Below are 6,628 nucleotides of genomic sequence, written 5' to 3'. Positions count from 1 at the left end.
TCGATGACCAACCGCAACTGCCTGATCAGCGCCGACAACAAGGGGTGGGCGGCGTATGCGTGGGAGCAGTCCGGCGCGGATCCGCAGGGTGTCGCGCCCGAGCTGGTCACTGCGTTCGCGCAGACCAACGCCGGTGACCTCTCCCCGAACCTCGACCTGCTCCCGGGCAAGGGACCGACCGACGACGAGCGCGAGAACACCGCGATCATCGGCGGTCGGCAGCTGGCGGCTGCCCAGGCGCTCGCGGCGGTCGATGGTGAGGAACTCGCGCCGTCCATCGACGTGCGCCACCGGTACCTCCGGTTGGCCGGGGTGCCGACCTCGACGGGCCGCACCGGCCGCGCGATCCTCGGCGCCAGCTTCGCCGCCGGCAAGCTCACGGACGGTCCGGGATCGCCGCTGTTCGACGAGGGCAAGCGGAACCCGGTGCCCGAGCGGATCACCAGCTGGGTCTACCGGCTCCGACCGGAGGTGGCGCACGCACAGGCGCCGAAGGATCTCTTCCTCCCCATCGGCCAGCTGCGCTGGGCACAGGAGACCTACCTCCTCCAGCTGATGCACTGGGGCCAGCTGTACCTGGTCTGCCTGCCGATGGAGGTGACCGTGGTGGCGGGGCTCCGGATCCGTCGTGCCGTGGCCGCCGAGCTCGGCGTCGACGTCGATGCGGTGCTGCTGCAGGGCTATGCCAACGGCTACGGGCACTACGTCACCACTCCCGAGGAGTACGACGAGCAGCTGTACGAGGGCGGTGCAACCGTCTTCGGCCGCCACGAGCTCGAGGCGTTGCGAGAGGCCTTCGTCGACCTGGCCCGTGCCCTGCGCGATGGTGTCGCCGTCGATCCGGGCACCCCGCCCCGACCACACAGGTTGCGGCTGGCCAGCCCCGTCGGGTCACCGCGCATCGCGCGCCCGGGTCCGGTGGCGGTGCGGTCAGCGCCGACGACCGCGCGCAGTGGCGAGACCATCACGGCGTCGTACGACGCGGACCACCCGAACGCCGTGCTGCGGCCGACGTACCTGAGGGTGGAACGCCAGACAGCGAGCGGCTGGGAGCAGGTGGCCGACGACGCGTCGACCACGACCATGATCACCTGGCACCGCGACCGGCGGCTGCGCTTCCGTGCGGACATCACCTGGGTTGCTGGGGAGCCGGGTGCCTACCGGATCACCTACGTCGGCCGCACCGAGGCGACGACCCCGCCGATCACCGTGTCCTGACGGTCATTCGGGCAGTTCGTCGCGGAGCAGGGTGACCCGCTCCATCTCCTCGCCGCCGTCGCAGGTGAACAGCCCGACGGTGACCTGGCCGCCGTTCTCGGCGAGCACGTCCCAGTGACCGCCGGAGGCGATCCAGCGGTCGAGGGCATCGCGCGCCTCGGTCACGGACCCGTCCGCACCGTGACGCAGCATCGCTCCGGATCCGGTTCGAGGTGCGCCACGGCCCCCGCACAGCCCAGGCCGTCCGCAACACCCTGGACGAACGACTGGTTCAGCCCGCACACGACTTCGGTGTGCTTCTGGGCGAGCGCATCGAACGGACAGTTCGCGAGTACGACGGCCGCCGGCTCGAGCGTCGGCTCGTACCCCTGGGTCGCCAGCACCTCGGCAAGGTCCCCGAGGGCGGGAGAGCTCGGCATGCCCACAGCCTGGCCGGCCACGGCCCGTCCCTCGTCCTGGGCGCACGCGGTCAATGCGGTGTCGAGGTCCTCGCCCCCCGCCGCGCGTCCGACCGCGGCCGCGAGGATGTCGCCGACCAGGTCGTAGCGTCGCGGCGGCAGCGACACTGAGAACTCCTGTCGGGAGCGACGGTAGAGCTTGCTCGGCCGACCGGCACCCGGGCCGGACCGGCCGGTGAGCCGGCGGAACTCGACCTCGAGCAAGCCTTCGGTCGCGAGTCGATCGAGGTGGAAGCTCACCGTGTGCTTGGCCAGCCCGACGGCGTCGGCCGCCTCGTCGCGCCCGACCGCGTCCGACTGCCCGGCGACGTACTCGTAGAGGGCGCGTCGGGTGTCGTCGGCGAGCGCGCCGATCGCGGTTGCACCGGAGGTGAGGTCCACGTGCGCAGTCTAAAACAGAAATGACTTGACACAAGAGCATGGAGGGAGTCTAAATGGGAAAACAATCTACTTTAGAAGGAGTGACGCCATGACCACCACCCACGACTCAACCCACCCCACGGCCACGCGACCCGCGTTGGTCGGTGCCGAAGGGGCGTTCCTGCTGCTGCGTTCGGTCTTCACGATCGCGCCGATCGCGTTCGGCCTCGACAAGTTCGCCGAGGTCCTCACCGAGTGGGACCAGTACCTTGCGCCCTGGGTCAACGACCTCGTGCCCGGCTCCGCCCATCAGGCGATGCTCGCCGTCGGCGTCATCGAGATCGTCGCCGGCGTCGTCGTCGCCGTGGCACCGAAGTTCGGTGGACCCCTCGTCGCGGTCTGGCTCGCCGGGATCATCCTCAACCTGGTCACGATGGGCGAGTTCTACGACGTCGCACTCCGTGACTTCGGCCTGCTCGCCGGTGCTGCTGCCCTCACGCTGCTGGCCTGGGGTCGTTCGCGCGACTGAACGCTCCTGGATGATGCCTAGGGCCGGGGCCAACTCGCATAGAGCGAGCAGATCGCCGAGCTGTCGGCCGGGTAGGTGTGCGGCGGCTCGGCGGTTCGGGGCGGTATCGGGTTCATGATGGCCAGCGGCGCCGGCCCGAAGTGGCCCAGGCCCAGCGAGTGGCCCATCTCGTGCAGGGCGATCGTCTCGACGTCGAACTCCGGACCCTCGAGGGGAGGGTCGATGGCCCAGGGCCGCGTGGGGAACGGGCCGTCGGGGTCGCCGAGCGCATCGTTGAAGTAGACCTCGTTGAGGGCCGTGTCGAGGTACCGGTCGCCGTTGACGTCGGTCGGCGTGAGGGTCACCGGGTCGAAGAAGATGTAGGTCTCCGAGAACGCAAGGATCCGGCCCTCGGCGCTCGGCGCCCAGGTGATGAACAGCTCGATCGGGTACCAGCCGGCGAAGGTGATGTCGGCCAGGAACGGATTGCCCTCCTCGTACTCGAGAGGAAGGATCTCGCTGTCGATGACGTCCGGATCGGCGCCGGTGTCCACCCGCTTCACCAGGGGCGCTTCGGCGAGGCAGTCCTCCGCCGCCCACGTCCGTGCCACCCGGTCGATGGCCGCCTCGGTCTGGGCGTTGGTCAGGCCGCTCGAGGTGGCACCGTCGCTCTGGTCGACGAGATAGGTGAGACGGTTGCCGTCCGCCTGCCGTCGTACGTCGCCGGGGACCCACCGTTGGCCGTAGTACCGCTTGAACCGGTTGCTGACGCGGAACAGGCCGTTCCCGAGCAGGAACGCCTCCGCCGAGTGCAGCCGGATCGACGCACCCCGCGCTTCGAGCCCCTCATTCACCGAAGCGATGTGTGCGTCGATCGCGGCTGCCAGCTCGGCGTCCGCAGACGGAGGCTTGGCACGGCCGGAGTCGCCGGCCACGGACGGTGGCGCCGCGAGGGCGGCACCGAGGACGAGTGCAGCGGCCACCATGGACCCTGCGCGGCGGCGATGTGAAGGTGCCATGTCGGACCCCTCGGCGCTGGACGGGTTTCCCGCGTTGCGCCGAGCTCGCAACCCATCGATCGTATGCCTGCTCGGTGGGGAGTGGAAGGCCAGCGCGAGGCCCGTTCTCCACAGGGCGGGATGGACGGCCCTACCCACCGGGCAGCGGCGTGCCTTACCGTTCAGCCAGCCACGCCATCTCATCTCGGGGAGCCGCCATGGCCCTGCTTCAGCCACCGGTCGTGTCGGCACCTGCGTCCGACGACGTGGTCGCACGCCTCGACGAGGAGCTGCGTGCCGTCGTGCGACGCGACGGGATCGATCCGCAGCGCGAGATCGCCGCCGTACGACGCCACGCCACCGACCTCGTGCGCGTCCATGACGAGCGCAGCCTCACGGGCGTCGTGGCGCCGGTGGCGCATCCCGAGGCACTCGTCGCGGAGCTGGTGGCGCGGGTCGCCGGCTTCGGGCCGCTGCAGCCACTCCTCGACGACCCGACCGTCGAGGAGGTCTGGATCAACAGCCCGGACCGGGTCTTCGTCGCGCGCCACGGACGACACGAGCTGACCAACCTCGTCCTCACCGAGGCGCAGGTGACCGAGCTGGTCGAGCGGATGCTGAAGTCGACCGGGCGCCGGATCGACCTCAGCCGCCCGTTCGTCGACGCGATGCTGCCCGCCGGGCACCGACTGCACGTCGTCCTCCAGGGAATCTCGCGCGGCTTCTCTGCTGTCAACATCCGCAAGTTCGTGGTGCGGGCCAGCCGTCTCTCCGACCTCGTCGAGCTCGGCACCCTGACGCCCGCGTCGGCGCAGTTCCTCGAGGCGTCCGTCCGGGCGGGGCTGAACATCCTCGTCGTCGGCGGGACGCAGGCCGGCAAGACCACGATGCTCAACTGCCTGGCCGCAGCGATCCCCGGCGGGGAGCGGGTGATCTCGGCCGAGGAGGTGTTCGAGATCCGCTTCCCGCATCCCGACTGGGTGGCGATGCAGACCCGCCAGGAGGGCCTCGAGGGCACGGGCGAGATCCGGTTGCGTGAGCTCGTCAAGGAGTCCCTCCGGATGCGGCCCAGTCGGCTGATCGTGGGCGAGGTGCGGGCCGAGGAGTGCCTCGACCTGCTGCTCGCGCTCAACGCGGGGTTGCCCGGGATGTGCACCCTGCACGCCAACAGCGCGCGCGAGGCACTGACCAAGGCATGCACGCTGCCGCTGCTGGCCGGAGAGAACATCTCGGCACGCTTCGTCGTACCGACGGTGGCAGCATCCATCGACCTCGTCGTGCACCTCGCGCTCGACCCGCGCGGCGCTCGTCAGGTGCGGGAGATCGTCGCCGTACCGGGGCGGATGGAGGGCGACGTCATCGAGACGGAGTCGGTCTTCGAGTGGCGCGATGGCCAGCTGCGGCGCGGGATCGGGCTGCCGCCACGACTCGACCAGTTCGAACGTGTCGGCATCGACATCGCCAGGCTCCTCCACGAGGCCGGGTGATCCGGGGTGGGTGCGCTGGTCGGGTTCGGCTTCGGGCTCGGATGCCTGCTGGTCTGGGCTGCCTTCCGGCCCCGGGAGACTCGTCCCGCGCCGGCCGGTGGATCGAGCCGGATCGAGCAACGGCTCGCGGAGGCCGGCCTGCGTGAAGTCGCACCGCGCTCACTGATCGCGCTGTGCCTGGGCTCCGCCGTCGTGGGTGCCGTCGTCGTCCTCGTGATCACGCGAACGGGACCGATCGCCGTGGTCTTCGGTGCGCTCGCGGGCTACCTGCCGATGGCGATCGTCGCGGGCCGCGCCCGGCGACGCCAGCGTGAGTTCGCCGAGGTCTGGCCCGAGGCCGTGGACGACCTGGCTTCCGCCGTACGGGCAGGGATGTCGTTGCCCGATGCGGTGGCCGCGCTCGCCGTCCGCGGGCCGGAGCCGTTGCGTGCGGCCTTCCACGCGTTTGCCCTGGACTACCAGGTGTCCGGCCGGTTCGGTGACTGCCTCGACCGCCTCAAGGAGCGGTTGGCGGACCCGGTCGGCGATCGCGTCGTCGAAGGGTTGCGCATCGCCCGCGAGGTCGGCGGCGGTGAGCTCGGGCGACTGTTGCGCAGCCTGTCCGGGTTCCTCCGCGACGACCTGCGCACCCGTTCCGAGCTCGAGGCCCGCCAGGCGTGGGCCGTCAACGGTGCGCGGGTCGCGGTCGCGGCACCGTGGGTGGTGCTGCTGGTGATGTCCACCCAGCGCACCGTGATCGAGCGCTACCAGTCCGCAGCCGGCGCCGTCGTCCTCGCGGTGGGGGCGTGCCTGTGCGTGATCGCGTACCGGCTGATGATGCGGATGGGTCGCCTCCCCACCGAACGGCGGATCCTTCAATGAGCGCGGCGGCGGTGTGGGGCGGTCTCCTCGGCCTCGGTACGACGACTGGCCTGGCCCTCGTGGTGGGCCGGGTCGTTGCCATGCGGCGGCCGCGGCTGGAGAGCCGGGTGCTGCCCTACGTGCGGGACCTGGCGTCGGCCGACCGACCGGTCGCACCGGTCGAGCCGAGCAACGCCGTGGCCGCGGTCTTCGGCCCGTTGCTGCGCCGGGCGGCCGAGACGATCGAACGCGTCGTCGGCGGGACGCCCTCCGTCCGCCGACGCTTGTCGCGCGCCGGGCTGGACCTCAGCGTGCACGACTTCCGGGTCCAGCAGGTGCTGTGGGGGCTGGCCGGCTTCGGCATCGCGGCCGTGTACGGCGTCCTGCGCACCTGGACGCGTCCGACGAACCCCCTGCCGCTGCTGTTGTTGTGCATCGGCGCCTTCGTCATCGGCGTGCTCCTGCGCGACAACCGGTTGAGCTCCCAGGTCAAGCAGAGGGAAGCCGCGATGGTCGCGGAGTTCCCCACGATCGCCGAGCTGCTCGCCCTCGCCGTGGCTGCCGGTGAAGGACCCGTGGCTGCGCTCGCTCGCGTTGTACGACGAAGTGGTGGTGAGCTCTCGCGAGAGCTCGGCGACGTGCTGGCCCACATCCGCACCGGCGAGCCGGTCGCCGACGCCTTCGATCGCCTCGCCGGGACGACCGGCGTGAGTGTCGTGGCGCGGTTCGCGCACGGCATCGCGGTGGCGGTCGAGCGCG

General features: G+C 70.9%; 8 protein-coding genes. 5 read left to right on the top strand and 3 right to left on the bottom strand.

Translation table 11 applies throughout. The features are described from left to right. The coding region (locus tag ACOADB_RS28265; protein ID WP_378607040.1) for a neutral/alkaline non-lysosomal ceramidase N-terminal domain-containing protein at positions 1–1,218 on the top strand (1,218 nt) is incomplete at its 5' end. A gap of 3 nt (positions 1,219–1,221) precedes the next feature. On the opposite strand, the gene ACOADB_RS28260 is transcribed toward ACOADB_RS28265, so the two are convergent. Beyond that, positions 1,222–1,383, bottom strand: a complete 162-nt coding sequence (locus tag ACOADB_RS28260; protein ID WP_378607037.1) for a hypothetical protein — start codon at positions 1,381–1,383, stop codon at positions 1,222–1,224. Continuing rightward, complete coding sequence (locus ACOADB_RS28255) at positions 1,380–2,057, bottom strand: helix-turn-helix transcriptional regulator (protein WP_378607034.1); 678 nt, start codon at positions 2,055–2,057, stop codon at positions 1,380–1,382. The genes ACOADB_RS28260 and ACOADB_RS28255 overlap by 4 nt, the downstream gene beginning before the upstream one ends. Before the next feature lie 88 nt (positions 2,058–2,145). Between ACOADB_RS28255 and ACOADB_RS28250 the strand changes: the two genes are divergently transcribed. Beyond that, positions 2,146–2,565, top strand: a complete 420-nt coding sequence (locus tag ACOADB_RS28250; RefSeq protein ID WP_378607031.1) for a hypothetical protein — start codon at positions 2,146–2,148, stop codon at positions 2,563–2,565. Positions 2,566–2,582: 17 nt separating this feature from the next. On the opposite strand, the gene ACOADB_RS28245 is transcribed toward ACOADB_RS28250, so the two are convergent. Then, entirely contained in the window at positions 2,583–3,563 is a 981-nt protein-coding gene (locus ACOADB_RS28245) for a matrixin family metalloprotease (protein WP_378607028.1), read from the bottom strand. A 197-nt stretch (positions 3,564–3,760) separates the two neighbouring features. Between ACOADB_RS28245 and ACOADB_RS28240 the strand changes: the two genes are divergently transcribed. The 3 genes from ACOADB_RS28240 to ACOADB_RS28230 all read left to right on the top strand — a co-directional run. Continuing rightward, positions 3,761–5,029, top strand: coding sequence for a CpaF family protein (locus ACOADB_RS28240; protein ID WP_378607025.1), 1,269 nt, complete (start codon positions 3,761–3,763; stop codon positions 5,027–5,029). A gap of 6 nt (positions 5,030–5,035) precedes the next feature. Next, positions 5,036–5,890, top strand: a complete 855-nt coding sequence (locus ACOADB_RS28235; protein WP_378607022.1) for a type II secretion system F family protein — start codon at positions 5,036–5,038, stop codon at positions 5,888–5,890. Next, positions 5,887–6,628, top strand: a 742-nt coding sequence (locus tag ACOADB_RS28230) for a type II secretion system F family protein (RefSeq protein ID WP_378607019.1), incomplete at its 3' end; no start/stop codon positions are given. The genes ACOADB_RS28235 and ACOADB_RS28230, both read left to right, overlap by 4 nt.

It is taken from the genome of Nocardioides sp. CPCC 206348, from assembly GCF_048654705.1.
In the GTDB taxonomy this organism is placed as follows: Bacteria; Actinomycetota; Actinomycetes; order Propionibacteriales; family Nocardioidaceae; genus Nocardioides.
This window is presented reverse-complemented; position numbering and strand designations above follow the sequence as displayed.